23 protein-coding genes are annotated in these 24899 nt (G+C 37.6%); 5 read left to right on the top strand and 18 right to left on the bottom strand.

All coding sequences use genetic code 11. From position 1 onward, the window contains the following. Nucleotides 1-34 precede the first annotated feature (34 nt). The 3 genes from FGQ66_RS07615 (at nt 35) to FGQ66_RS07605 (ending at nt 4222) form a co-directional block, all read left to right on the top strand. Nucleotides 35-640: an isochorismatase family protein gene (locus FGQ66_RS07615; RefSeq protein WP_005877469.1), complete on the top strand. Its 606-nt coding sequence runs from the start codon at nt 35-37 to the stop codon at nt 638-640. Between the two features lie 83 nt (nt 641-723). After that, a complete protein-coding gene (gene rbsR, locus FGQ66_RS07610; RefSeq protein ID WP_113846439.1) occupies nt 724-1743 on the top strand; it encodes a ribose utilization transcriptional repressor RbsR in 1020 nt (339 codons plus the stop codon). Between the two features lie 325 nt (nt 1744-2068). Beyond that, complete coding sequence (locus FGQ66_RS07605) at nt 2069-4222, top strand: glucosaminidase domain-containing protein (RefSeq protein ID WP_138302103.1); 2154 nt, start codon at nt 2069-2071, stop codon at nt 4220-4222. Between the two features lie 69 nt (nt 4223-4291). Here FGQ66_RS07605 and FGQ66_RS07600 read toward each other — a convergent pair whose 3' ends face one another. From FGQ66_RS07600 to FGQ66_RS07560, 9 genes are all read right to left on the bottom strand, one after another. Beyond that, the gene (locus tag FGQ66_RS07600; RefSeq protein ID WP_138302102.1) at nt 4292-6100 is read right to left on the bottom strand and encodes an ABC transporter permease; all 1809 of its coding nucleotides are present in this window, start codon (nt 6098-6100) and stop codon (nt 4292-4294) included. A gap of 13 nt (nt 6101-6113) precedes the next feature. Further along, the gene (locus tag FGQ66_RS07595; RefSeq protein WP_005877460.1) at nt 6114-6866 is read right to left on the bottom strand and encodes an ABC transporter ATP-binding protein; all 753 of its coding nucleotides are present in this window, start codon (nt 6864-6866) and stop codon (nt 6114-6116) included. A 7-nt stretch (nt 6867-6873) separates the two neighbouring features. Continuing rightward, complete coding sequence (locus FGQ66_RS07590) at nt 6874-7236, bottom strand: YxeA family protein (protein WP_113846442.1); 363 nt, start codon at nt 7234-7236, stop codon at nt 6874-6876. A gap of 212 nt (nt 7237-7448) precedes the next feature. After that, a complete protein-coding gene (locus FGQ66_RS07585) occupies nt 7449-8318 on the bottom strand; it encodes an SPFH domain-containing protein (protein ID WP_005877456.1) in 870 nt (289 codons plus the stop codon). A 26-nt stretch (nt 8319-8344) separates the two neighbouring features. Continuing rightward, nucleotides 8345-8839 carry a DUF5348 domain-containing protein gene (locus FGQ66_RS07580; RefSeq protein ID WP_113846443.1) on the bottom strand — a complete coding sequence of 165 codons (495 nt, stop codon included), beginning with the start codon at nt 8837-8839 and terminating at the stop codon, nt 8345-8347. Nucleotides 8840-9015: 176 nt separating this feature from the next. Continuing rightward, nucleotides 9016-9870, bottom strand: a complete 855-nt coding sequence (locus FGQ66_RS07575) for a DUF4097 family beta strand repeat-containing protein (protein WP_138302101.1) — start codon at nt 9868-9870, stop codon at nt 9016-9018. 21 nt (nt 9871-9891) lie between these two features. Next, nucleotides 9892-10506 (bottom strand): DUF1700 domain-containing protein, encoded by a 615-nt coding sequence (locus tag FGQ66_RS07570; protein ID WP_081134202.1) that lies wholly within the window; start codon nt 10504-10506, stop codon nt 9892-9894. Continuing rightward, nucleotides 10499-10816 carry a PadR family transcriptional regulator gene (locus FGQ66_RS07565; protein ID WP_005877447.1) on the bottom strand — a complete coding sequence of 106 codons (318 nt, stop codon included), beginning with the start codon at nt 10814-10816 and terminating at the stop codon, nt 10499-10501. The genes FGQ66_RS07570 and FGQ66_RS07565 overlap by 8 nt, the downstream gene beginning before the upstream one ends. A gap of 168 nt (nt 10817-10984) precedes the next feature. Beyond that, nucleotides 10985-11713: a DUF554 domain-containing protein gene (locus FGQ66_RS07560; RefSeq protein WP_138302100.1), complete on the bottom strand. Its 729-nt coding sequence runs from the start codon at nt 11711-11713 to the stop codon at nt 10985-10987. Nucleotides 11714-11874: 161 nt separating this feature from the next. On the opposite strand from FGQ66_RS07560, the gene FGQ66_RS07555 reads away from it, so the two are divergent. After that, nucleotides 11875-12765 carry a LysR family transcriptional regulator gene (locus FGQ66_RS07555; RefSeq protein ID WP_138302099.1) on the top strand — a complete coding sequence of 297 codons (891 nt, stop codon included), beginning with the start codon at nt 11875-11877 and terminating at the stop codon, nt 12763-12765. A 472-nt stretch (nt 12766-13237) separates the two neighbouring features. On the opposite strand, the gene FGQ66_RS07545 is transcribed toward FGQ66_RS07555, so the two are convergent. Together FGQ66_RS07545 and FGQ66_RS07540 are read right to left on the bottom strand one after the other, a co-directional pair. Continuing rightward, nucleotides 13238-14266: a HAMP domain-containing sensor histidine kinase gene (locus tag FGQ66_RS07545; RefSeq protein ID WP_138302098.1), complete on the bottom strand. Its 1029-nt coding sequence runs from the start codon at nt 14264-14266 to the stop codon at nt 13238-13240. After that, a complete protein-coding gene (locus FGQ66_RS07540; RefSeq protein WP_138302097.1) occupies nt 14263-14937 on the bottom strand; it encodes a response regulator transcription factor in 675 nt (224 codons plus the stop codon). The genes FGQ66_RS07545 and FGQ66_RS07540 overlap by 4 nt, the downstream gene beginning before the upstream one ends. A gap of 139 nt (nt 14938-15076) precedes the next feature. Here FGQ66_RS07540 and FGQ66_RS07535 point away from each other — a divergent pair, with 139 nt between their 5' ends. Next, complete coding sequence (locus FGQ66_RS07535) at nt 15077-17413, top strand: ABC transporter ATP-binding protein/permease (protein ID WP_138302096.1); 2337 nt, start codon at nt 15077-15079, stop codon at nt 17411-17413. Between the two features lie 113 nt (nt 17414-17526). On the opposite strand, the gene FGQ66_RS07530 is transcribed toward FGQ66_RS07535, so the two are convergent. The 7 genes from FGQ66_RS07530 to FGQ66_RS07500 form a co-directional block, all read right to left on the bottom strand. Continuing rightward, complete coding sequence (locus FGQ66_RS07530; protein WP_113846449.1) at nt 17527-18381, bottom strand: aldo/keto reductase; 855 nt, start codon at nt 18379-18381, stop codon at nt 17527-17529. Between the two features lie 12 nt (nt 18382-18393). Beyond that, a complete protein-coding gene (locus FGQ66_RS07525) occupies nt 18394-19074 on the bottom strand; it encodes a type 1 glutamine amidotransferase domain-containing protein (protein WP_115234776.1) in 681 nt (226 codons plus the stop codon). A 19-nt stretch (nt 19075-19093) separates the two neighbouring features. Continuing rightward, entirely contained in the window at nt 19094-20194 is a 1101-nt protein-coding gene (locus FGQ66_RS07520; protein WP_138302095.1) for an NADH-dependent flavin oxidoreductase, read from the bottom strand. Nucleotides 20195-20275: 81 nt separating this feature from the next. Next, nucleotides 20276-20710, bottom strand: a complete 435-nt coding sequence (locus FGQ66_RS07515; protein ID WP_005880476.1) for a MarR family winged helix-turn-helix transcriptional regulator — start codon at nt 20708-20710, stop codon at nt 20276-20278. 598 nt (nt 20711-21308) lie between these two features. Next, nucleotides 21309-22937 carry a glycoside hydrolase family 13 protein gene (locus tag FGQ66_RS07505; RefSeq protein ID WP_138302094.1) on the bottom strand — a complete coding sequence of 543 codons (1629 nt, stop codon included), beginning with the start codon at nt 22935-22937 and terminating at the stop codon, nt 21309-21311. Next, nucleotides 22885-23079, bottom strand: a complete 195-nt coding sequence (locus tag FGQ66_RS15145) for a hypothetical protein (RefSeq protein ID WP_171024581.1) — start codon at nt 23077-23079, stop codon at nt 22885-22887. Before FGQ66_RS15145 ends, FGQ66_RS07505 begins: the two co-directional genes overlap by 53 nt. Before the next feature lie 329 nt (nt 23080-23408). Further along, nucleotides 23409-24719 (bottom strand): NCS2 family permease, encoded by a 1311-nt coding sequence (locus tag FGQ66_RS07500; RefSeq protein ID WP_005880480.1) that lies wholly within the window; start codon nt 24717-24719, stop codon nt 23409-23411. Nucleotides 24720-24899 lie beyond the last annotated feature (180 nt).

Genomic DNA, 24899 nt, shown 5'->3' with positions numbered 1-24899 from the left:
AGGGAAACAATCTATTTTTGAAAGAAGGACAACCATGAATACAATAAAGTCACTTGACCTTGTACTTGATCATACCGCATTTGTCGCGATTGATCTTCAAAAAGGGATTCTCGGTTCAGGACAATTATTCCCTAATGATGCCGCTACTGTTTTAGCAAATAATGTAGAACTGGCACAACACTTGAAAAATACAGACGCGTTAAATGTCTTAGTCAATGTAGATATCACTGAATTCCGCTATTTGAGTACTAAAAACGAATTAGCTAAACAAGCAGCAGTCCCTGTTATCCCAAAGGAATTTACAGATTTGCTGTTAGCTCCCTATTTAGAGGATACAACAAATACATTGACCGTCACAAAATACAATCCTAGCGCTTTTTTTGGTACTTCTTTAGATCTCCAGCTTCGCCGCCGTCAAATCGACACGATTATTTTGTCTGGCGTTGCTACGTCTAATGGCGTATACGCAACTGCGTTAGACGCATTTCAACATGGCTATCATGTCATCGTGGTCGAAGATGCTTGTGCAGATAGAGATCTTGAGTTACATCACGTCTTTTTTGAAAAAATCTTCCCTAAAACGGTCCGAATCCGTTCTACGAAAGAAGTTATTTCAGCAATCGAAAAGGCGAAGGAATAATGATGCAACTACGCATTCTTTCCATTTACTTCTTTCATTTTTCATGGGAAAATAGCGTTAATAGCTAGATAGGAGTAGTAAGTATGGGGAAAAAAAAGATAACGATCAAAGACGTAGCGAAACACTCTGGTGTATCGATTGCTACTGTCTCATTGATTTTAAATGGTAATGAAGCAAAATTTAGTCCAAAAACGGTCGAAAAAGTCTTTGCTTCAAAAAAGGAATTAGGGTATCAGCCCGATTATCTTGCCCGCCAGATGATCACAAAAGAAACAAAAACTATCGGTGTCCTCGTTCCAGACATCACGAACCCTTTTTTCAATATATTGATGCGGGGAATCGAAGAGGTTTTGTATCAGCAACATTTTGTGACGATCCTATGCAATGCTGATTCTGATCATCAAAAAGAAATTGAGTATCTAGCTGAACTTACACGACGTGGAGTAGATGGATTCATCATCGCCACTTCTGCCATCTCGACATCAGCAATCAATGAAAATTTAAAAAAGCATGGACGTCCTTACATCGTGCTCGATCAAAAAAAATCACATGGATTCAGTGACTCTGTCCGGACAGATGATTTTCGTGGTGGATATCTTGCAGGTGTTCATTTATTATCGCTAGGCCATGAAAATATTGCGCTTGTTTACCCTGAGAATCCACCAGAAAATATCCAGCTACGAATTGAAGGATTCAAACACGCATTAGACTTCTACCAACATTCTCACGATCAGTTACTGCTATTGCCCACACTGTTTTCCAAGCAAGGTGGGTATCAAGCGGTACCAAGCATCATTGAATCTGCGACAACTGCAATTTTCGCATTGAATGATGAATTAGCTTTTGGTCTTTATCGCGGACTGGAGGAGAAAGGTAAATCAATTCCTGATGATTACAGTATCATCGGCTATGATAACATCGACATGTGTGAATATGTTAAACCTAAGCTCACCACCATCGCACAACCAATCGTTGAGTTGGGCAAAGCTTCTGCTAAATTATTATTGTCACGGATCCAATCGCCCACTAAGGAATGGGAAGAAGAACTATTACCTGTAAAATTAGAAAAAAGAGCTTCGACTGCTCCATTAAAAAAAACATAACAAGAGGAACTTGCCAAAACATGTGCGACAAATTTCATGTTTTGACAAGTTTTTTACGTTTTACGCCCGTTATTTTTACAAATATTTTGTAGAATTGCTCCACCTTTGGTACAATTTAATTAGCATGACCATTTCCCCCCATTTGTTCCCCCAACAAATAAATGGTAGTGCCTTATACTGAATATCAAAGCATTGAGCGTAACGACTCAGTGCTTTTATCGAATGGCAAACGCAGAGTCAATTTACTGAAAGTACAAATTCACTGCTGTTATGAAAAATAAAAGACTACGCTACTAAACGTTTAAAAGAAAAGGAGTATCTGATTATGAACAAAAATAAAGCAATACGCCTACTCGCCACATCATGGCTGATTGCTCCAACTATTTTGTCGACACAGTCTGTGTTTGCAGATGAACAATCAACACAGACAACTAAAAGCTCAATCGTCGCTCAAAAAACGACAAACTCTTCCACTCTTACCAGTTCAGATCTAACTGATTCATCTTCTACTGGAACAGCCACAACAAGTTCTTCGATGACTGAATCGTCTACTAGTTCTTCTACAACTGAGTCATCTACAACCGAATCGTCTACTACTGATTCATCAGAATCACCAGATGGGTCAACAGAAGAAACAGCTACGCGTACAGTTACGATCGATCCGACACTATTAGGAAAAATCAAATTAAGTACCGTCGCTACAGACACTACAGAAGAAAAAGAATTGACGATCGATTCATCTGGAGTAGTTAGAGGATTGAAAGAGGGTACTAAGATTGCCTATGAAATCACCCCTTCAAAAGATGAAAAATTAGTCTCTTTCGAAGTGAACGGTGCGCAAGAAGTCGACTATCAGCAACATACCTTTACTATTGGCGTCATCGACATGACACTTTCTGCTAAATTCGAATCAACTACAGAAACATCGAATGGCGGATCAACAGGATCAAACGGAGGCTCAACTGGATCTTCTAATGGTTCGAATACTGGTGAATCAACAAACCAAAACAGTGGCAATAACGGAAATCCTGGTAATTCTAGCAAACCAAATGGAAATTCGAACAATCAGTCAAAACCTTCGACTGCTACAAACAATGACTCAGTTGTTTCCGCAAACAATGGCGGTGGCTCTAATAGTCAGTCTAACAACCAACGGCCTTCTGGTTCAACAAATCAATCAGGCATCGAAAATCCGGGAACTAATTCTTCTGATTTTGTTGTCAAAACACCGATCGAATCTCTTTTACCAGCCAACACAACTGCTGTCCAACAGGCAATCGTCAGAGAAGCTTATAAGTATTTAGGTAGTCCCTATGTTTGGGGTGCAAAAGGTCCATCCACATTTGATTGTTCCGGTCTAGCTTATTATGTTTACATGCAAGCTACAGGACACTATATTGGTGGCTGGACTGGTGAACAACAATATGCCGGTACGCAAATTCCTGTGGACCAAGCACAGCCTGGAGATTTAGTATTCTGGGGACCTTCTTCTGGTGTTACACATCACGTCGGTATCTATCTTGGAAACGGCTTATACATCCATGCACCTCAACCAGGTGATAAAGTACGGATCACTTCGATCGCCGATTATGCACCTGATTTCGCTGTCCGTGTGAATATTGCAGGTTTACCAATTGCAAGTGGTTCTCTAGCAAATTCATCTATTTTAGATGGTCTTGGAGATTTCAACTTTTCAAAAAATCAAACGACTGATCAATTTTTGAAAAAAATTGCCGATAGTGCTCAAGAAATCGGACAAAAAGACGGCATCTACGCTTCCGTTATGATGGCTCAAGCAATTCTAGAAAGTGGCTCAGGCAACAGCTTATTATCCAGTGAACCAAACTTTAATCTTTTTGGTATCAAAGGGGATTATCAAGGAAAAAGTGTTTCATTCAATACACTAGAACAAGACGAATCGGGTTCAAACTACCAAATCCGAGCATCTTTCCGCCAATATCCATCTTATAAAGAAAGTCTAGAAGATTATGCAAAATTAATCAAAAATGGATTGTCTCATAACAAAGATTTTTATAAACCCACATGGAAATCAGAAGCAAAAACCTATAAAGAAGCAACAAAATATCTAGAAGGCCGCTATGCGACAGATAAACAATACGCAAATAAATTAAATGCGATCATCAAAGCATATGATCTGACAAAATATGATGAGCCTAAGAAAGAAGAAAAATCAGTTGTTGAAACATCTACTAAAAAAGAGTCATTCGTTGTGCCAGTTTCATGGAATAAAAATGAAATGTCACTGACAAACTTAGATGTTTCAAACTTCAAACGAACAGCTAAAAAACCTGACTATTTTTCTACAACTAAAGTATTGACGATCTTTGAGGTACTCCAACGACTATCCGCTAGAGAAATCCCTCAAACTCCAGTGGTCCAGGTCAAAGCAGATACAGTTCCATTACTAAGCATCTTAACGATCGATAACTTACTATGGATCCAAAGCAAATTCAAATAAGCTAAAAAGAACCTACAATATGCGAACCGACTACAAAGTCGACCCGCATACTGTAGGTTCTTCTTTCATTTATTTTTCTCTTTTCAAAACGATACTTGTGTATAGCCATGTAGTCAAGACGTAATAAACAAAGTATAAAACAAAGAAAATCAAAAATGGAATCCAGATATCATGGTACGGATTACTCATCAATACTGTAAACATCTCTAAACCGAAAATAACGTGTATTGCACCTAAGATACCTGGTGCTAGGAAAAGCACGCCAATTTCTCGTCGGATGGACTGTTTCAATAGATTACGTTTAGCACCGATTTTTTCCAACATTTCATATCTGCTGATGTCACTTTTACTTCCTGAAAGGATCTTGAACATCAAGCAACTTGCCAACATCGTCAAGAAGGCGATACCTAGGAAGAAGCCCATAAATTCAAAACCAGAATACATACCGTTGAACAGTTGATACATGGTGAATTTTTGATTGAAGCTTCCATCATTAGTTTGCAACGTTGGATTGTTCTCGCTGTTTTCTTTTACCAATGTTTCAATTTGATCTAGATCAGCAACAAAATCTTTCACTTGAACCAGTTGCAGTGTCGTTTGAGGAAGATTCAATTGTTCAAATTCCGTTGACTGTACTACTTTGATTTCTTTACCTTGTTGTTCCGGTAATTCATACGAACGCAATTCATCTTGCATCGGCAACTGCTCCGCTAGATCTTTTGCACTTACTTCTGCAATTTTTGAGTCATTGATCGAATTCCCATTATTTGAAATATATTTCAAAGGTGTTTTTTCAAAGTCACTATAATTGTAATACACATATTGTGCATCTTCTTTTTGAACATAAGTCGCATTGACCTTCAACTGTAAATCAGAAACTTTTTGTTGATCTACTTTTTGTGCATTGTTCAAAATGACATCATAAGCAGAAACCTTATTTGTGAATGTCATAATCTCATTCTTAAATCCTAATCCAACAGTCAACGCACCCAAAGCTAAAGCTAACAACATCGCTACCATCGACAACATTTGAGTATACTCACGAATTCTAAAACTTAATTGTGACAACGTAAAATTATTCAATTTACGCATTGAAATACTTTCTGTTTTCTTCAATAACGACAAGAAGAAAATAATAACCGAATGGAAAATGAAATAAGTACCTAGAACAATTGTTACTAAAGCTACGACAATAGCCATTAACTGGTATTCTAGTACATGTGCCATCATATAATAACCAATACCTAAGAAAACAATTCCTAGAATAACTTCTAGTAAAAATAAAAACTTATGTTGTTTCATTCTAGTTGGTGTTTGATCTGCACGTATCAGTGTCAAGATCGGTTTTTTTACAATTGAGAATGCATTGACAAATGCTGCAAGTAAAAACAAGATTGCAAAAAAGATGAATGTGATAATCAATCCTTTTAGATTCAAAGGTGAAAAATGGGTAATCGTAACATTTAATTGATCGACTAGTAATTTTTGAACGATACTAGTAAGCCCTACACCCAAGACAGAACCAACTACTGTAGCCACTATCCCAACGATAAATGTTTCCGAAAAGATCATTTGTGCAATTTTTCTTCCTTTTGCACCCAACATCATGAACATCGCATAATCTTTTTGCCGCATCGTCATCAAAAATGAATTTGCGTAAAGAATGTAGACAAATGTGATGATCCCCAATAAAACAGAGCCTATCTGAAAGATGATCACTGTCATCGACAAGGATGAATTATGTGTTAAAAAATCTTTATTACTTGCCATCGATTCAAACATATAAAAGATGGCAGATGCCATAACTAAACCTGAAAACAAGACAATGTAATCCCTTAATCGACTTTTGATTCCAGTAAGTGATAGTTTCCAAAGCATTTTCTTTTCCCCCTTACTGTTCCAAATTTCCTAAAATGGATAAGATTTGTCGATAAAAAGAATCTCGACTTTGGTCTCCGCGCTTCACTTCTTGGTGAATGCCCCCATCTTTGATAAATAAAATGCGTTGACAATAACTTGCTGAAAAAGGATCATGGGTAACCAAAAGAATCGACACCTCGTCTTTGGTATTTAGTTCTTCCATCGTATCCAACAAATCACGAGCGCTTTTTGAATCCAAAGCACCTGTTGGTTCATCACCTAATAAGATCGTAGGTTGGGTAATCAAGGCCCGCGCTGCAGCAACCCGTTGTTTTTGACCACCTGATATTTCAGACGGATAACTTTCTAAAATATGAGAAATCGATAAACGTTCAGCGATTTTTTTCACTCGCTGTTTGATCTCTTTTGCCCGAACACCTTGTAAAGAAAGTGGAACTGCAATATTTTCTTGAGCAGTTAAATTTTCTAATAAGTTGAAATCTTGAAAAATAAATCCGATTTCTTTTGATCGAAAATCAGCTAATTGATTTCCCTTTAATTTTGTCACATCTTTTTGATTGATTCGAATCGATCCTTCAGTAGGTTTATCTAATGTAGATAAAATGTTCAATAGTGTGGATTTACCAGAACCAGAAGCACCCATTATACCAATGAATTCGCCTTTTTCTACTTCAAAGCTGATTCCATTCAGTGCTTGAGTCTTTTTCTCATTGTTTTTACCGTATACTTTTGTTACATTTTGAACCTCAACGATTTTTTCCATTTATCCTCTATCCTTTACTTAATTTTTCTTGGGCTGTCTTTGGAATATCTTCCTTTTGAACTTCTTCATACGAAGTTACCCCTTTATTTTTATTCCAGGTGATCTTTAGATAGGCACCTTTTCTCAATGGACGTGGTTGTTGCCCTCTAAATTCTAATGTTTTTTTTCTTCCATCTGCATCATAACCTGGCAGACTATATTTATAGCCAACATATTGTTGGTCATTATCGGATTTGCTGACTTCTTTTTCGCCATTCGTCGTTATTTGTACGTAGTAGCTATCGCCACCCATAACAACGTAGTCTGCCACCTTCATACCTGCAAAAGCAATGATAACAAAAGCGACCAGACCAATTAGAAGTTTTTTCATTTCTTCTCCTTCTTTCAAATTTGATAAGTTCATTATAGTAAAATAAATCGGTCTTTACCTTCGATTCAACTGTCGAGTTTCTTTCAAATTTGTCATTTCTACTACAATAACACGAAAAAAGGTTGAAACAGAAGTGATTGCTTCTGCTTCAGCCTTTTATTCGGATTTTAAGCGTGAAACAAACTTATTCGTTCCACGCTCAAAATTATTTTCTATTTTTCTTGCAGACTTCCAGTATTGATCACTGGCTGCGTACCTTTATCCGTAATGATGGAAACAAGCAAATTATTGATGAGTTGCACTTTCCGATCATCCGTAAAATTGATTTCTTGTCCTTCTTCGATTTGCTCTAATGCCATTTGAGTCATTGTTACAGCACCTTCGACAATCGTCTGTCTAGCAGATAAAATAGCTTTTGCTTGTTGTCGCTGCAACATTGCGCTAGCAATTTCTGTTGCGTAGGCCAAGTGATTCAGTCTAGTTTCTATTACTTCTACTCCTGCAACGGATAAACGTTCTTGCAGTTCCTGTGCTAATTCATCTGAAACTGCTGTCGTATTTCCTCGTAAAGTTAAGTCGTCATCATTGAATGTATCATAGGGATACTGACTAGCAATGTGTCGGATCGCTGTTTCACTTTGGATCTCCACGAAATCATGATAATAAGCGACATCAAAAAGCGCCTTCGCCGTATCCACGACTTTGAAAACAACGACTGCAGATATTTCGATCGGATTACCATCTAAATCATTGACTTTCAAAACTGAACTGTTGAAATTGCGTACTTTCAACGAAATACTTATTTTTTGTGCGAAAGGAACAGTCAAGAAAAAGCCGCTTTCTCTAATCGTTCCGATATATTGTCCAAAGAACAAGATGACTTTTGCTTGATTAGGACTGACCACTGTTGCCGAGCTAAGTAAAATAAGTGCTATAAAGAAAAAAATAAAGCCAATAACCGTTGCAAAAGTACTGGAATTCGTCATTCCCAAATAGAACAAGACCGCCCCAGCTCCAACCAATATGATCAAACCTACTAACCCGAGATATCCATTAACATAAACTGCTTTTTTCTCTTTCATTCTTTTTCCTTCTTTCAACCAATATTTTATGTGAACTGTTTCTTTCTAATTCGCGCCATTGCACCTTCAAGCTCTAACTCTTTGTCTTCTGTGATATACCACCCCTGTGTCTGTGGACCTCCAGCAGCTTGTGGAAGATACTCTAAACTTGTTCGCACCCAATGTTTTTCTTCCGTAAAATAATCCTCTACTAAGATTTCTAGATCCATTCCTGCAGATAGAACTAAATTCTCTCGAACAGATTTAAAAATGAATCGCTCTTTTTCTTGGTCATACTTCAAGATTCCCGTATCTAAAATCGGCAAAGAATAATAATCCAGTTCTTTTTTCACTTTCAATAGATTTTTGAATACCTCATTGTACACCTGTTCTATCTGGCGACCTTCTGAATTTTTAGGATAATCGATCATGACACGTTCGTTTGATACGTCATAATAATTTTCACTAAGACTCGTTATTTCGTTATGTAATTTTGTTAATTCTATCTCTAGTTTCTGACGTTTTGATTCATCTATTTTCATTGGATTCGTCCACCTTATTTTATCTATGTATTTGTATGTTTCTCTCGCATCCCCTATTTTACTATAGTTTTGACAGTTAAGCGATGGAAAAACAGCGAAGAATCCAGTAATTCGTTCTTCGCTGTCTACTAAATACTATTCAGTTTATTATAAGAACAGAATGACCTACTCACTTTTTAGTCATAGTCATTATAATCGTCATAATCTGATTCCGTATCGCCTAATATCTGTACGACACTATTTTGACCAGTTATCGTTAACGTTTTATCCTTTTGACCAAATGATTCTGTAGTTATCTCCTCACCATTTTTTTCAAGATGAGAGTCACCAGAAAGTTGGATATCCAGATTATTTTCTTCCATTTCATAAAGATCTAGATGGCTATTTTGTAAGTCGATCTTGCCCTTGGTACTTGCTGCTAAGCCTTCCAAAGAAAGTTGACTGTCACTGGTTGATACAGCCATTTGTTGAATCGTTGCGTCATTGATATAGATCGATCCTAATTTATCATCTGCTGTAAGCTTGTCTGCGTCAATATTCGTAAGTGTAAGTGCCCCACCATACGTATTCGTGCTGATAGCTTTACTCTTTACTTCATCTAATTCGATTGGACTGTTGTTTCCTTCAATCTTTATTTCTGAAAGAACGATGTTTTTAGGAATCGTGATGATGATTTTTGCTGTGTCATCTTCCACACTGATCAATGTATTTCGCTCTTTTTCATTACCAGCAATAGCTAAAGTATTGTCCTTTACTGAAATAATCGGTTTAGATTTCTTTTCGTGAACAGTTGTTACCTCGAAATCTAGTCCACGCTTGATTATAACCGCTTGATTTTCTGCGGAGACCTCCAATCGATCAATTTTTTTATCTGCGCTGATTTTTTGTGTCTCTTGCGCCATTTCAATCAATTTTGGTCCATTTTCCCATGTTAAATTTTTTTGGGCACCATACGCATAAGTTACTCCGGCAAGCAATCCACCAGTAACCATCAATCCAATTCCCGCTAGTAAAAAATGCTTCAATTTCATTTTTTTCACCTCTACTTTCTACTATATTTTTGAAGGATGGATCGTTCTGTTTGTGACAAATCGTCTTCCTACCCATTTCACAAAATTCATCATCATCTGGAACAATAGTTTTGTTAATTTTAATAGTATTGGAACAAAGAATACTACACTTCCCGTTGCAAACAAGCCCATTCCAACATAGAATAGTCCGCTAGTCACAGACTGTCCCAAAACACCAATACCCGAAATGATCGCAAACAATCCTACACCTAGAATAGAGATACACCCAACATAGATTGCTACGATGAGCATTAGCAAAGCCAGCATCAATCCGAAAATAACTGCAATAAAACCAATTGCTAGAGGAATCAATAACGGTGAAGCACATAACCCGATGATGACCATCCAAATCAAACGTACTTGTCGTTTTGAGCTTTTCGTATTGACTTTTCCTCCATTGGAATCATCCAATTCAGAGAAATAATTGATTTTTAATTTCAGTGCAAACTGTTTAGGGGTGCCATACTCTTCAAGGATCTTCTCCATCGTTTTACCAGAATCTAAAAAATATTCTTCATAATATTGGATTAGATCGAAACGGTCATCCTCAGGGAGTTCTTGAAGTTCATTAAATACTTCATCTAAATATTCATTCATGCTTATTATCCTCCAATAGTCGATTTAGAGAGTCTCGAAACACGATCCATTCATCAATTATATCCTCTAATTGATTATGCCCTAATGAAGTCAATCGATAATAACGGCGATTTCTTCCTTCAAACGGTTCATCATATGTTTCTAAAAAACCTTCTTTTTTCAATCTGCGTAATACTGGATACATAGTAGATTCACTTACAGATAAACTTTCTTGTACGATTTTGGTCAATGCATAACCATACATGTCTTCTTTGCTTAAAGCAGCTAATACTGTCCCATCAAGCAATATCGTCGGAACTTGGATGTGCATTCCTTCACCTTCTTCTATAGATTACAATAATATCTTCTCTCCAATACTATACCATATATAATATTAGTTGCAACAAAAAAAGTATAAAATATGTAAGCGTACTTACATATTTTATACTTTTTTAACTCAATCGTTCGTTCCATTAACCAAACATTCAAAAGTACCTTCTTATAGCATTGGCATAATCATGTTTGTCCAGAGCCAACTCAACGGCATGATCACGATCATCGCCGGTATCATATCTGCAACTGGGAACATCTTGACATTGATCATTCGGAAACCTGTTGCTACCATCAAGAATCCTCCACATGCTTTAAAATCTAAAATCATATCAGGTGTTGTCAACGGATAAATGAATTTAGCCAATAAGAATAAAATATAGAAAATAATAAATTGCGGAATCGCCACTACCGAAACAACATAACCGAGATTACATGCAAAAATAGCTGCTGTAAAAAAATCCAACACAGATTTTGAGATCAAAATCGTGCTATCCCCAGTCATCCCAGAATCTAAACTACCGTAAATACCTGTTCCACTAGCACAGAACAAAACAATAACTGTTACTAATGTAGTGATAAATTCTTCGTGGGACATCCCTAATCTTTCGCTAGGGAAAATCTTAGAAATTGGTTTTTGCATTAGGGCTGCCCCTTTATTGATTCCATGTCCTAAATGGATGATCAGTCCAATCGCTGTACCGATAACCAAGGCGAAAATAACTGCGGGCATATTTTTCATCGGTGCAATCGAATAGATCCCCATTCCCATTGAACAGACACCGAAAACCATCGTCAACTGTGCTTTGAAATTTTCACTTAACTTATTACCCGCCAGACCTCCGATCAATCCGCCAAATAATACAGAACCTGCATTAATCAACACTCCTGTTGGCATGCTAAAAAACTCCTCTCATCTTCTTGTATGAAATATTTTTTGAAAATTTTTAGTAAAGTATATTTCCCTTTGCAAAAAAGATTTTAACAGAGAGTCGTACTTACACCAATTCAAATTTCATGTTAAAGTATTCTCAATTGGAATAGATAGGGGACATAGTTATGGATATCCGCAAATTTGAAATTTTTCTCGATTTAGTAGAAACAATGAATTTCACTAAAACCGCTGAACGACAATTTACCACTCAAGGAAACATCTCAAAACAAATCCTTTCACTTGAAAAAGAATTAAACGTCAAATTATTTGAGCGTGTCCACCGAAAAATAGAATTAACAGAAGTAGGAAACTTACTGATTCCTTATGTAAAAAATGTAGTTGAACAATACCACGCAATGCAAGAAGTATTGGTAACGTATACGCAAGAAAAAAATCTCGCCCTCCATATCCTGACGATCCCTACAATGATCAACTATGAAGGTTTCTCTGAAATCACCGAATTTCTGAAACTGTATCCAGAATTTACGATCCAGTTGAAAGAAGTAGAAAGTATTGAAATGACCGATGAAGAGTTGAACGAACATAGTGATACCATCCATTTTGTGCGGATTTTTGATGAACCCTCAAAAAATATTGAATGGCTCCCTACTGAAAAAGATTCCTTTGTTGCTGTGTTACCAAGAAGTCATCCATTCGCCAACAGAGAAAAACTTGATTTAAGAGAATTGAAAGATGAAGATTTTCTCGTTCTTGGCCCAAGCACAAATCTTTATCAACCCGTTTTAGACCTTTGCGAAGAAGCAGGATTTGAACCTAAGATCTCCTACAAAGGTTCCCGAATTGATTTGATCATCAATATGGTTGCCAACGATATGGGTATCTCAATCGTCATGGGAAAAACCGTTCAAAACCTCCTGAAAGAAAATACAGTGATCGTCCCCATCACGCCAACTAAAGAAAGTCATCTAGCCTTCACCCGTAAAACCGGCGAGCACACATTAGCTTCAGATAAATTCTGGGAATATGTAAAAGAGGTTGTGAAAAGAGCGCTTTGACCTGAGCAATAAGGAGGAAAAGCTCGAAATAGTTCCTCATATTTTGAGATTTTTTGACTTATTGCCGAAGGTCAGCTCTTTGAACACCGTGAATAGAGGTTGTAAAAAGGCTGGTCTGCATCAAGCAATAAGAACAAACAGAGAAAAACAGCTTCTCATGTTTTTCATCTGGTTGAGCTTATTGTTGAAGATGTAAGCCTTTGAACACCGTGAATAAAGGTTGTGAAAAAGCCGGTCAGCTCCGCTGATAATAAGAATGAATTTTTCGAAACAGCTCTCCATGTTTTGAAAAATCCAGACTTATTTCAAGGAGTTGGCTTTTGAACACCGTGAATAAGGTTGTGAAAAGCCCACTTTGACCTGAGCAATAAGGAAAAAAGCGCTACTCCAAACAAAAAAAAAAAGCCTCAAACAAAAAACACCACCTTGTGTTCCTTGTTTGAAAGCTTATTCTGTGAGATCGATAAATGGTCTATTCTTTTTTCAACTGGATCACTACCGTCGTGCCCACTTCTGGAATACTACTGTAGCGAATCGTTCCATGATGCAATTCCAAGATTTTCTTTACTAGAGATAATCCTAATCCATTACCAGCCATTTGCCGACTTGTATCTCCTTGATAAAATTTTTCAAACATCCGCTTTTGTGTTTCTTCGGTCATTCCAATTCCAGAGTCCGTCACTTCAAAATACACATCTGTCGCATTTTGAGTCAGTTTGATATCAATTTGACCATTGGTTTGATTATATTTGATTGCGTTGTCCATAATATTCAACCAAACTTGATATAAAAACTCTTCATTTCCAAAATAGTGAATGGAATCAAGTTCGATATTCAATCTTAAGTTTTCCCATTTTGGCTGTAAGAATACAATGACTTCTCGTATTTGTTCATCTAGTCGAAATGTTTTTTTCTCTAATTGTATCCGCTGATTTTCTAATTTATTCAACTTCAACACATTTTCAGTAAGCTGCGAGAGCTGATTGATGCTTTCGATGATCCGCTGTAAAAAAACTTGTTTATCTTCTTCTGAAATATTCGTTGCCTGTAACAATTGGACATAGCCTTGGATCGTTGCCAGTGGTGTCTTGAACTCATGGGAAACACTAGAAACAAAATCATTTCTCAAAGTCTCGATACTACTTAATTCTTGAACCATCACATTAAAATCTTTATACAGTTGTTGCACTTCTTCGACTTTCGGCTGTTCGTTCATCTGGATCGAAAAATCGCCAGTAGCGACTTTGCTCATGTTTGTTCGCAGTTCACTGATTGGCATCAAGATCCTTCGTCCAACAAAAATCGAGATCCCTGTACCCACGATCATACTGAATCCAGCAAAGACAACTAACGGATATAACGTCGGGCGTTCAGATGGAGAAATCGATTGATGGGATAACAGAAAAATAAAGCAGAGGAAACAGAGCAAGGTCACCAATATCGATACAAAGACGATGCTAGCAAAATAGATCCATAACTGCGAATAAAGTTTCTTTTTCACCTTCCGATCACCGCCTTATATCCTAGACCACGAACAGTTAGGATCCGAAAATCGTCTACATGATCAAATCGCGATCGTAGACGCTTGATATGTACATCGATCGTCCGTTCTTCTGTGTTTGTATCTAGCCCCCAAATATCATCCATCAATTGTTGGCGGGTAAAAATTTTATTAGGATAAGCCAATAACTTATAAAGAAGCAGAAATTCTTTTTGCGGTAATACTGTTGCTTGTTCTGCTATCCTCACTTCATAGGTCTCTTGATCTAGTGTTGTTTTTCCAATAACGAGTTGACTACTGTGATTGATTTTTGCTCTTCTCAACAGTGCTTCTACGCGTAGGACCATCTCATTGACATCTACAGGTTTCGTCATATAATCATCGGTGCCTAAATGAAAGCCGCGTTTTTTATCTTCAAAGTCAGCTTTCGCAGTAATCATCAAGACTGGCACTTCGATCCTGCTTTCTCTTAGATGTTCTAGTAATTCATACCCATCCATTCCAGGCATCATGATGTCGGTGATGATCAACTCGATCTGGTAATTTTCCAATCGTTGAAGCGCTTCTTCTCCATTTGCTGCCGTAATCACTGAAAATCCAGCTCGTTCTAACACTGAGCGATAAAGCAATTGCAAATTTACATCATCTTCTACTACTAGTATTCGGTTCATATTTTTCCCTCTATTTTGAAAAATTTCTTGTTTTTTTCTGATTGTTCACATTCAGTTAATATTCATTGAGTATACTACGTTCGTTATTCTGATATACTTGTTAGTATACCGAATATTTCAAAAGGAAAGAAGGGCGAATATGCTACAACTAAAAGATATAAAAAAATATTATAAAGTCGGCGAAACAACTACTAAAGCATTAGATGGCGTATCTGTTGCCTTTAGAAAAAAAGAATTTGTTGCTATCTTGGGACCAAGTGGCTCAGGTAAAACGACGATGCTGAATGTCATTGGTGGACTAGATAATTACGATTCAGGTGATATGGTCATCAATGGAAAATCAACAAAAGACTTCAAAGATAGTGACTGGGATGCTTACCGCAATAATTCGATCGGTTTCGTGTTCCAAAGCTATAATTTGATCGGTCACTTAGGGATCATCGAAAATGTCGAACTTGGTATGACTCTTAGTGGTGTATCAAAAGAAGAAAAACGAAAGAAAGCAGAAAATGCATTGCAGCGGGTTGGTTTGAGTGCCCACATGCATAAAAAACCAAACCAACTATCTGGTGGTCAAATGCAACGGGTCGCTATCGCACGCGCACTTGCCAATGATCCAGATATCTTGCTTTGTGATGAACCAACTGGAGCTTTAGATACTGAAACAAGTATCCAGATCATGGAATTGATCGAAGAACTATCGAATGAAAAATTAGTTATCATGGTTACCCATAACCCTGAATTAGCCCATCAATATGCTGACCGTATCATCGAATTTTCTGACGGGAAGATCTTATCCGATTCAAACCCACATATTGAACGACCAAAAGATGATCAATTCAATCTACGTCGCACAAAAATGAGCTTTTGGACAGCGTTGAAACTTTCTTTCAACAATATTCGGACCAAAAAAGGACGGACATTTTTAACTTCATTCGCATCAAGTATCGGGATCATCGGAATTGCTATCGTTCTTGCTTTATCCTCAGGTTTCCAAAAACAAATCGATAAAACACAATCTGAGACAATGGCTAAATTCCCGATCACGATCTCTAAAGTGACAACTAGCCAGACAAATGATTCCACTGGCTTAGGCGCAAGCAAAGCAAGTTATCCAAAAACAGACACGATCACTGCCAAAATCAGTGATGAAGACAAAGCACAACATACGAATAAAATCGATCAAACTTACGTGGACTATGTAACAAATATCGATTCTGATCTAAGTAATAACATTGGTTTTACACGAGCAACTGGCATCAACATGCTTCGTCAAGTGGATGGTAAAGTCCAACCAGTCAACTTCTCAAACCAAAACCCTGATTCTGAATCATTATCACTGACAAGCACGATGTCTGCAATGACAGGTGTCGGTGTTTCGACCTTCCCTACACAACTGGATAATCAAAAAGAAAACTTTTTACAAGCAAACTATTCTCTACTGGATGGAAGCTATCCTTCTTCTGCCACAGATGTTGTTTTGATCGTTGATGGGAACAACAATACGAATATCAATGCCTTGAAAAATCTTGGGTTTGATGTCAAGGATGGTCAAAAATTAGATTTTGATAAAATCGTTGGTACGACATTTAAAATTGTAAATAACAACAATTACTATACAAAACTACCAACTGGTAATTTCATTCCAAATACTGACTATGATGCGATGTATGCTAATTCAACCGATGAAGTAAAAATTTCTGGTATTTTACGTGTCAAATCTTCTTCTACAATGAATTTGCTTTCTCCAGGGATTGCTTATAGTGATCAATTAACGACACAAATCGTAAATGAAAACAAAGATTCTGATATCGTCAAAGCGCAAAAAGAAAGTGACACCAATGTATTGACTACTGAAAAAGTAGACGAAACAACGAAACAATCATTGATTAGCTATTTAGGTGGCGACAGTATTCCATCAAGTATCATGATCTATCCAAATAATTTTGGTGACAAAGAACAGATCCTTGATTATTTAAATGATTACAACAAAGGAAAATCAGAAGAAGATAAAATCATTTATTCTGATCTAGCTGGCACAATGACTGAATTGACTGGTGGCTTAATGGATGCGATCACCTATGTATTAGTTGCCTTTGCTGGTATTTCCTTAGTCACAAGTATGATCATGATCAGTATCATTACTTACACTTCTGTTATTGAACGTACAAAAGAAATCGGTGTGCTAAAAGCATTAGGTGCTCGCAAAAAAGATATCACACGTGTCTTCGACGCCGAAACATGTATCTTGGGTATCTCATCAGGAATATTAGGTGTTTTGATTGCTTGGTTGGCAACATTCCCAATCAACAGCATCCTATACAACATGACTGACTTAAAAAATGTTGCACAACTTAACCCTGTTCACGCAATCATCTTAATCGTAGTTTCGACTATCTTGACGATGTTAGGCGGACATGTTCCAGCACGAATGGCTGCTAAGAAAGATGCTGCGATTGCTTTACGAGCAGAATAAGAAACTAGCTTATCAAGAATAATCGTAAAAAAACAAACAAAATCAAGCGAGTGTATGGCAAAATTTTTGCCATACACTCGCTTTAATTTCGTTTATTTTTATTGGTGGATATTTTACTGCTTGTTTGGATCGATTTGATGCAGATTTTCAACTAATTCACGATGTTCTCGTGGTCCAGTTGACTGTGGTGCCTTATCTAGCCGAGTAATCGCTGCAATTTCCTCTTCCGTCAATCGAAAATCAAAAATCGTAAAATTCTCTTCCATCCGTTCTGGATGAACTGATTTTGGAATCGTGATCACACCAATTTGTGTTTGCCATCTCAAAATGATTTGAGGCACACTTTTTTGATATTTATGTGCGAATTGCAGCAACAATTCGTCTTCAAAGATTCCTTCTTTTCCTTGATTGAACGGACTCCAAGCTTCCACTGCAACATCAAAATGCTGTGCTGTTTCTCTTTGCAATTGTCTTTGTTTATACGGATGCTGTTCGATTTGATCGATGACGGGTTTCACCTGATTGTTTAAAATCAAGTCAGTCAATCGTCCTGTAGAAAAATTGGAGACTCCGATTGCTTTGACTTTCTTCGCTTCATACAGTTCTTCCATCGCACGCCAAGCACTATAATAATCGTTATACGGTTGATGGATCAAAAAAATGTCTAGATAGTCGACATCTAATTTTTCCAAGGAACGCTCATATGCTTTGTATGCTCCCTCATAAGTTGCGTCCGTCACCCACAACTTAGAAGTCAAGATGATTTCTTCTCGAGGAATCCCACTTTTCTTGATTGCCCGACCAACTGCTTCTTCATTATAGTAAACAGCAGCTGTATCAATTAACCGATAGCCTATTTTCAGTGCTTCAAGAACTGCTTTTTCACATTCCTCTTCATCCCAGATTTGATAGACGCCAAATCCTAAGATTGGAATGGTCAAGCCATTGTTTAATGTTTTATATTCCATCAATAAACCTCTCTATCTACTTGTCAGTGCTTCAACGACTTTAAGCCCTAAACTATGAGCAGATTGCGGATTTTGACCTGTCAATAAGCGACCATCCACATGCACAACATCTGTAAAAGCTGCTCCAGCTTGGTAGTTTGCACCTTTTTCTTTTAAGGCATCTTCAGTTAAAAATGGAACTTCCGTTGTTGTACCATTTGCCGCTTCTTCTTCATTACTAAACCCTGTCACAGTCCGTCCTGCTAAGATAGTTTGACCTTCAGCATCTGTGATCGGTAATAAGCCAACTACACCATGGCAAACTGCAGAAACGATCCCGTTATTTTGATAAATAGCCGAACCAATCTTCCCTAAATCAACTGAACCTGGGAAATCCCACATTGTACCGTGTCCACCTGCATAATAAATTGCAGAATAATCATCCACATTTATTTCAGTTGGACGAAGTGTTTTTCCCAAAGCACGATTACGAAAATCTTCATCTTGATAATAAGTCCAATCGATTGCATCCATATTTGAGATACTTTGTGGTTCAACGGGGACATAGCCACCATTAGGACTAACAAAATCAGCTGAGATATTATTTTTGACTAACACATCATAGAAATGAGTCAATTCGCTTAACCACAAACCAGTTGGACGATCGATTCCTGAATATTTTTCAGTATTCGTTAAAACAATCAGTACTTTCATTGTTATTCCTTCTTCCTATCTATTTAGATGGTTGATAACGCATATTCAAGAAATTATACAATGGACTGGGTAGATAAAGCTCTTGATATGCTTCTTCAAACGGCTTCGTCACAAACTCAGCATCCCGATCTTCCACCATTTTTACAGCCCAATCTGGGTCAACGATCATCTGTTGGCCAATTGCGACCAATTCAGCATTTGCTAGAACCGTTTCCACATCTTGACGATTACGGACATTACCCACCCCAACTAATGGGATCTTTCCTTGTAGTGCTTCATGGACGTATTCAAGAATCGTTTTATCTGCATACTTTTCAGAATGAGCGACTCGATCATAGGTATTTAATGAAACATGGAGATAATCTAGTTTTGTTTCACGTAAACGTTCCAACAACCAGATCGTATCTTCCAAACGGATACCAGGTGTTTCAAATTCTTCTGGTGAAAAACGGTAACCCACGATGAATGGTTTCTTCGCATATTTTTCGACTGCTTGGAATACACTTTTAAGTAATTCATCAATAAAACGATAGCGATTCTCTATACTTCCGCCCCATTGATCTTCACGACGGTTAGAATGTGGAGAAAAAAATTGTTGGATCAAATAAGTATTCGCTCCGTGCAATTCAACTCCATCAAAACCTGCTTCAATCGCTCTTCTAGTTGCTTCACCGAAAGCAATGATTGTTTCCTTGATTTCATCTTCACTCAAGGCACGTGGGGTTTCCGCATCAGGTCGTTCTGCAGGAATCGCACTTGCTGAAACGATTTGTTCACCAGACAAAGTCGCACGCTTCGTCATCCGACCGCCATGGAAAATTTGGATGATTGCTTTAGCACCCTTCGCTTGGATTGCTTGCGCTAACTCACTCAAACGAGGAATCATTTCATCATGGGCAATACTTAATTCTCCAGGCCAGCCTTTTCCTAGATCTTGGACATTCGCTGCACCAGTGATCACTGCTCCTAATCCATTTGAACGTTCCGCATAATACTTGATTTCATCTTCTGTGATCACACCATTGTAAAAGCTTAGTTGTGTAGTCATTGGTGCCATCATCAAACGATTTTTAAGTGTCGCACCAGAAGGGAATGTCATTGTTTCATTAAAATTTGTCATATTGATTCCTCCATTATAATGTCTCTATTTATTAAAGCACATAATTAGTTGTGCATACAATTATTATGCGTAAAAAATTTTTTATTTTTTTTGTAGTTTATCTGTAGCAGCATTTAAATCTTGTGATAACTGACCACTTACTTCTGTACCTAACACAGCATTGTATGCCTGATGAAGTTCTTCCCAGCTACTGTCGATTTCTTTGATGAATTCCCGACCTTCATCCGTCAAATAAACAAGAGACAAGCGTCCGTCGCTCACTGTTTTGATATACCCTTTATATTCTAATTTTTCAACAAAGCGAGCAATCGTAGACGGCGCAGAATAGAGCATTTGTGCAATATCCTTTTGTGGCAGTCCATCTTTTTCTTTCAAAATCAACAAGATGAATCCATATGTCGGTGCTAGACCAGTCTTTTTGAACGCCTCATCCGCCATTTTGTTCAACATGCGATCTAATTTTTTCACACTAAAAAACAGACATTCATTTAATGCTTGTTCAATTGGTTTTCCCATTCTTTCTCCCCCTAATATCAGCGTACATATCATAGTATGATTTAAGTTATTTGTCAAAAGGTTGTGAAAAGGCTGGTCTGCATCAAGCAATAAGAATGAACAGAGAAAAACAGCTTCTCATGTTTTTCATCTGTTTAGGCTTATTGTTGAAGATGCAAGCCTTTGAACACCATGAATAAAGGTTGTGAAAAGAGCGCTTTGACCTGAGCAATAAGGAAGAAAATCTCGAAATAGCTTCCCATATTTTGAGATTTTTTGACTTATTGTTGAAGGTCAGCTCTTTGAACACCGTGGATAAAGGTTGTAAAAAGAGCGCTTTGACCTGAGCAATAAGGAGGAAACTCTCGAAACAGCTCTCCATGTTTTGAGAGTTTTTGATTTATTGTTGAAGGTCAGCTCATTGAACACCGTGGATAAGGTTGTGAAAGCTTCATTTTGCTCTAAGCATTAGACCAAAAAAACTGGAACACACCTAATACATAGGTAAATCCCAGCTTTTTATTGATTTTCAGTTCGCTAGTTATCATTAGAAATACCAGTAAACAGATGCAAAATACCCAGCTACTACTTGTTCTCTCCAAAAATTGAACAATCAAGCTTATTTATTATCCGCATGTAAGACAAAAGCTTCATAAGGACGTAATACTATTTCGCCTTTAGGAACAGTTTCTTGCGGGTAATTTGTGACTACTAACGAGAAATCACCGTTCGGCACTGTAAATTTTTGTGTTTTGTCTGATATATTGCCTACGACTAGCCACTTCTCGTTAGCAGACAAACGAAGATAGGCAAATACTTCTTCTGGCGTATCGTGTACTAATTGGTACTCACCCCAGACGATACTGTCATTCGTCTTGCGTAGATCAATCAATTTTTTATACGTATAGAAAATAGACTCTTTATTTTTCAACGCATTTTCTACATTGATTTCTTGATGATTCGGGTTGACGTGCAACCAAGGTGTCCCAGTTGTAAAACCAGCATTTTCGCTATTGTCCCACTGCATTGGTGTGCGTGCATTATCACGGCCTTTTGCATTGATAGAACGCAGGATCTCTTCTTTTGAATAACCTGCTGCTAGGCGTTCATGATACATATTGATACTTTCGATATCTTCTACTTCACTGATATCACTGATGGGATAATTCGTCATCCCGATTTCTTCCCCCTGATAAATATACGGGGTCCCCTTCATCATATGCAGTAGAATGGCAAACATTTTTCCGCTTTCTTCACGGTATTCTTGATCATTCCCCCACCGAGAAATGATTCGTGGCAGATCGTGGTTGTTCCAAAACAGACTATTCCAACCTTCTTCTCCTAAAGAGGTTTGCCATTTAGAGAGTACGTTTTTTAATTCAGAGATACTTAACGGTTGAAGATCCCATTTATCTTTTCCTTTTTGCTGGTCCAACCCGACATGTTCAAATTGGAAGATCATCGACAGTTCATTGCGCTTAGGGTCAGAGTATAACTTTGCAATCTCCGTTGTTGCTCCCCACGTTTCGCCTACTGTCATCAAATCTTTGTCGCCAAACGTTGCCTGATTCATTTCTTGCAGATACTCATGTAGCTTAGGTCCATTATTGGTTATCCCCTGATCAGGTAGTTTACCGATCGTATCGATTACGTCCATGCGAAAACCACCAATGCCTTTGCCGATCCAAAAATTCATCATTTGATGGATCTCTTGCCGTACTTTTTCATTCTCCCAATTTAGATCAGGTTGTTTTTTACTATAAAGGTGTAAATAATACTGACCAGTTGCTTCATCCAACTGCCAAGCAGACCCACTGAATATCGAACGCAATTGGTTAGGAACATCACCGTTTAATGGATCTCTCCAAATGTAATAGTCTCTATAAGGATTGTCTTTATTTTTCCGTGCTTCGACAAACCAGATATGCTCATCTGAAGTATGGTTAACAACTAGATCCATAATGATCTTGATTCCCCGTTTTTTTGCCTCACTGATTAATTGTTCCATATCAGCCATTGTTCCGAACTCTGCCATGATTGCTTGGTAATCACTAATATCATATCCGTTATCATCATTAGGTGATTCGTAAACCGGGGAAAGCCAGATCGTATCGATGCCCAAATAACTCAAATAATCTAATCTTGAAATCACACCTTGTAAATCACCGATCCCATCACCATTCGTATCCTGGAAACTACGCGGATAGACCTGATAAACAACTGATTGATGCCACCATTTTTTCTCCATATTTTCCTCCACTATCAAAAAAATGTCCTTCTTTCAAGAATTGTAACGCTTTCATAAAAAGGAGTAAATACCGATTTTCTTCACTTTTTTTGCTAAACTCAATTAAATGTTGCTGGTACGCGATTTCTTTTTGAATGGACATTGCTTGTTACCGATAACAAGTTTTTTCGATCAACCTCTCTTATAGAAAAAGACAAGAAGTTTTTTACTGATCCATAGTTACCACGAAAGAATAGCTATCGATTAGTTGACGAACTGTAAAAAAAGCGTGGGACAAATCTAAAAATCAGGCTTGCTACAGACTCGCGAATAAACGGCGTCCAAAAGTCAGTTTTTTCGGAAATTAAAAAAAAAGCGTGAGACAAAAGTAAGAAACACTTTTGTCTCAGCCTTTTCAAACATGAATGGTTCAGAAAGCAACGTCTTCGTAATACCTCTGTCCCAATTTTTTTCTATACTCTTTATTATATATTACACGTTCAATATCCACATAAAACCGATGAAGACGAAGAATAATAGGTACATGATTGGTGAAACTTCTTTTCCGCGTTTTGCAGCAAGCATTGTGATTGGATAAAAAATGAATCCTAATGCGATCCCGTCTGAGATACTATAAGTCAACGGCATACCAATCAAAATCAGGAATGAAGGAATAGCGATCTCTAATTTGCCCCATTCGATTTGTCGTAATGATTGTGCCATCAAGACACCAACCATGATCAACGCTGGTGCTGTCACTTGAGAAGTAACGACAGATAATAGTGGTGAGAAGAACAATCCTAACAAGAAGAAGATCCCTGTTGTCACAGCTGTGATCCCTGAGCGACCACCGACTGCGATTCCTGCTGATGATTCAACAAATGCCCCAACTGGTGACGTTCCTAATAAAGAACCAGCAAGCATTGCTGTTGAGTCAGAAGCTAATGCTTTTCCAACACGTGGCATTTTATTGTCTTTCATGAAACCAGCTTGATTGGCGAGGCCAACTAATGTACCTGCCGTATCAAAGAAAGTGACCAATAAGAAAGTTAACACAACCACCCACATTTGTAGAGAATTGATATCCCCTACATGTTTTAGGGCAACCAAGAATGTTGGTTTCAAACTTGGTGCAGCTGAAACGATTTGAGACGGCATTGGAATCAATCCAGTGATCAAGCCTAAAATTGTCGTTGCTGCCATCCCGATAAAAATACCTCCAGGAACACGACGAACAAGTAAAATCGCTGTGATCGCTAGTCCAAAGATAGTAAGCCATGTCGTTCCTACACTTAAGGAACCTAATCCAACTAAAGTCGATTTATTCGAAACGATGATGCCACCTTCACTTAAACCAAGAAAAGCAATAAACAAACCAATCCCACCTGAAATAGCATATTTCAAGTCTGCAGGTATTGCATCGATGATCATTTCACGCAATTTAAAGATCGTGATCAAAATAAAGATCAATGAAGCAACGAAAACTCCTGCTAACGCTGTTTCCCAAGGAATTCCCATTCCTAAACAAACAGAATAAGCAAAAAAGGCATTGATACCTAAAGCTGGCGCCGTTCCAATTGGGTAACGTGCTAAAACACCCATCAAAATACAGCCGATTGCACTTGCCAAAGCAGTAGCAGTAAATACTGCTCCCTCATCCATACCAGAGGCACCTAAAACAGTTGGATTCACAAACAAAATATACGCCATTGAAATAAACGTCGTGAAACCAGCAAGTACCTCTCTTTTAACTGTTGTACCTAGTTTTTCAATCTCGAAGTAGGAAAGTATTTTTTCCTTCATCTTCCATCCCCCTAAAAGCCGAACATTTATAAAAAAGTCCTTTAAAAATTAGTTTTATTAATAAAACAACGAGGTTAATCATATACTAAATAATAACATAAGTAAATAAAAAATTCGGATTTTAAGCAAAATCCGAACATTAATTCTTTATTTTTACCATTAAGACTTTTAGCGTGAACA

The organism is Enterococcus sp. BSD2780061688st2 D3, assembly GCF_005844145.1.
Lineage (GTDB): Bacteria > Bacillota > Bacilli > Lactobacillales > Enterococcaceae > Enterococcus_B > Enterococcus_B durans.
The sequence above is the reverse complement of the archived record's forward strand: the minus strand, read 5'-3'. Positions and strand labels throughout refer to the sequence as shown.